The following is a 2,913-nucleotide window of genomic DNA, read 5'->3' as shown; positions in this document are numbered from 1 at the left end:
TGCGCATTCATTTTTTGCAGCAGTGGTTCGGCCTGTCGGACCTGGCCATGGAAGAAGCCCTGTTCGAGACGCCGCTGTACCGTGAATTCGCTGGTCTCTCGGGCAGCGAGCGCATTCCGGATCGCGTGAGCATCCTGCGCTTTCGCCACCTGCTCGAAGAGCACCAACTCAGCCTGCAGATACTGGCCACCGTCAACAGCACGCTGGCCGCCAAAGGGCTGCTGCTCAAGAACGGCACAGCCATCGACGCCACGCTGATCGCAGCACCCAGCTCGACCAAGAACAGCAGCGGCGAGCGTGATCCTGAGATGCACCAAACGAAGAAGGGAAACCAATGGCACTTCGGCATGAAGGCGCACATTGGCGTGGATGCCGATTCGGGACTGGTGCACACGGTGGTGGGCACAGCGGCCAACGTCAACGATGTGACGCAGGCCGGCGCGCTGGTGCATGGTGAAGAGAGCGATGTGTTCGCTGACGCAGGCTACCAGGGTGTGGCCAAGCGCGAGGAGACGCAGGCGATCAATGCCAACTGGCACGTGGCCATGCGCCCGGGCAAACGCAAAGCGTTGGACAAGAGCACGCCCATGGGCGCGATCATGGACAAGCTCGAACATGTGAAGGCCAGCATCCGGGCCAAGGTGGAGCACCCGTTTCGGGTGATCAAGCGCCAGTTCGGGTTTGTGAAGGTGCGCTACCGCGGATTGGTCAAGAACACGGCGCAACTGCACACGCTGTTCGCACTTTCCAACTTGTGGATGGCGCGGCACCGGCTTTTGCAGAAGGCGCAGGGATGAGTGCGCCTGCAACGCGCCCATGGGCCTCGATGAGGCCCCGAAAGGCCGGTAAATCGACCTTTGAACGGTGGAAACTGATCGAAACGGGCACGGCGGTTTCATGTCGCGAGATCCATGCGCTCAACGCCCTTCACCGCTCCGGTTTTGAACATCATCCCTAAGAGTTTAGTATCGTGGCTCAAGGTAAAGTGATCAGTAATGGGCGTTTTAGCCGAACATCCTGTTTGGCAGATATTGTTTCGCCAGTGCACTTCGTTTGAGAGGTCACTTACAACATCCAAGACTAGGCCTGTTGTACCAGAGGTCGTGACGCTCAATTCCAGCCGGTAGCTCCCACGGCTCACTGGCATATAGGGGCCATAAAATAGATAGCCCTGTTTACCAGTGCTGCTGAGGCCATTATTCGTTGGTGTCCCTACTTGTGTGTGACGACTCAGATCATGCGGAGTCCTGATAAATGTGGTCTTTAAAAGAAAATCCTTGTCGTTTATTTTTCCGATCATCAGGGATCGTGGATATTCCGGAAGTTTGTAAGGCGGCGCTTGTAGGCGTTGAGCTCTTTCAATTAGATAAAGTCCACTATCCGTCTCTTTAATAAAAGGAATCGCCTGTGCATGGCCATTTAACACTTGGGGGCGATACGTCAGATATGGTCCATCACACTCCTGAAACCATTGCTCCGGGGTCATGCGCTTGTAATTCATGTTGGTGAGATGTATTGAATACAAATTCAATCTCTCGCTTTGCAGCATCGATAGGTCTTGGAGGTCGCCTCGATCAATCCCAATGCATGTCCCGATGCCGTAGTTTTTTTTGATGATAGCGGGTAGATCGGTTGGCCTGCTGTAGTTTTCGTAGGTGTCTTTGTGCCAATTAAATTGAGTCCATAGTGATATAGATGCTGCAGAAATCCATACGGGAAACATGGTGTATTGTGGATGAATGAATGCGACGAGGCATCCTGCAAAGCCTAGAATGTACCAGTTAAAGAAGGCGGATTCAAGTCTGAAGTGCAACACCTGCCACCGAGTAAGGTCCGCAGATGCAAAGCACCCCATCCAAGCGCTATCAACAGCTTCAGCCTGAAGACCGCGTGACCCTGGCCAGTCTGGCCCAGCAAAAGTACAGCGTTCGCGCCATGGCCCAAGTCTTGGGTCGTTCACCAAGCACCATCAGCCGGGAGCTGCGGCGCAACGCTCAGCCCGCAGGCTACGCGAGCACCACAGCGCGTGCCTGCGCCCGACGGCGACGCCTGCAAGGCCGCCCACAGGGCAAGCTCCATCGCGATGGCATCCTGTTCGGGTTGATGCGCCACTTTCTGGGCGAGCGCTGGTCGCCTGAACAGATTGCCCTGACACTGGCCTGCATCCTCCCCAGAGGCCATGAGCACCGCGTGTCACACGAGACCATCTACAACTGCATCTACGCCCAGCCCGTGGGCGAGCTCAAGCGCGAGCTGATCGCCACCCTGCGCCACGCCCACAACAAGCGCGTGCCACGCAGCAAAGGGCAAGACCGGCGCGGTCAGATCCCCGACATGGTGAGCATCCACCTGCGTCCGCCTGAGATTGAGGATCGGCAGTTTCCGGGCCACTGGGAAGGCGATCTCATCAAGGGAGAGGCCAACGCCAGTGCGGTGGGCACCTTGGTCGAGCGCACCAGCAGGCTGCTCATGCTCATCAAACTGCCTGAGTTCAAACCTGCCAGCGCAGCCAACGTGATGCAGGCCTTCTCTGACAAGCTGCTGGGGATCGCAGCGCCCATGCGCCAGAGCATGACGTACGACCAGGGGCGGGAGATGGCGATGCACAAGGAGCTCAGCCGCCGCACGGAAATCGCGGTGTACTTCTGCGACCCGCACAGCCCATGGCAGCGCGGCTCCAACGAGAACACCAATGGGCTGGTGCGTCAGTACCTGCCCAAGGGCACCGATCTCTCAGGCTACAGCCAGGAGCAACTCGATGCCATTGCCGATCAGATCAACAACCGACCTCGCAAAGGTCTGGGCGTACGATCCCCGCTGGCGGTCTATCGAGAACTCCTGCTCAACAGCCCGCAACATTCCACCCTCGTTCATTGAACCCCAGGGTGTTGCACTTCAGACTTGAATCCGCCG

General features: G+C 57.3%; 3 protein-coding genes. 2 read left to right on the top strand and 1 reads right to left on the bottom strand.

The features are described 5' to 3' along the window. On the top strand, positions 1 to 797 hold a 797-nt coding region (locus AC0GNO_RS23820; RefSeq protein WP_472904386.1), incomplete at its 5' end, for an IS5 family transposase. Between the two features lie 98 nt (positions 798 to 895). Here the strand turns inward: AC0GNO_RS23820 and AC0GNO_RS23815 are convergent. Next, complete coding sequence (locus AC0GNO_RS23815; RefSeq protein ID WP_472905756.1) at positions 896 to 1,723, bottom strand: hypothetical protein; 828 nt, start codon at positions 1,721 to 1,723, stop codon at positions 896 to 898. Positions 1,724 to 1,839: 116 nt separating this feature from the next. Here AC0GNO_RS23815 and AC0GNO_RS23810 point away from each other — a divergent pair, with 116 nt between their 5' ends. Continuing rightward, a complete protein-coding gene (locus AC0GNO_RS23810; RefSeq protein WP_472905065.1) occupies positions 1,840 to 2,877 on the top strand; it encodes an IS30 family transposase in 1,038 nt (345 codons plus the stop codon). Positions 2,878 to 2,913: the final 36 nt, after the last annotated feature.

The organism is Hydrogenophaga sp. L310, from assembly GCF_055703065.1.
This window is presented reverse-complemented; position numbering and strand designations above follow the sequence as displayed.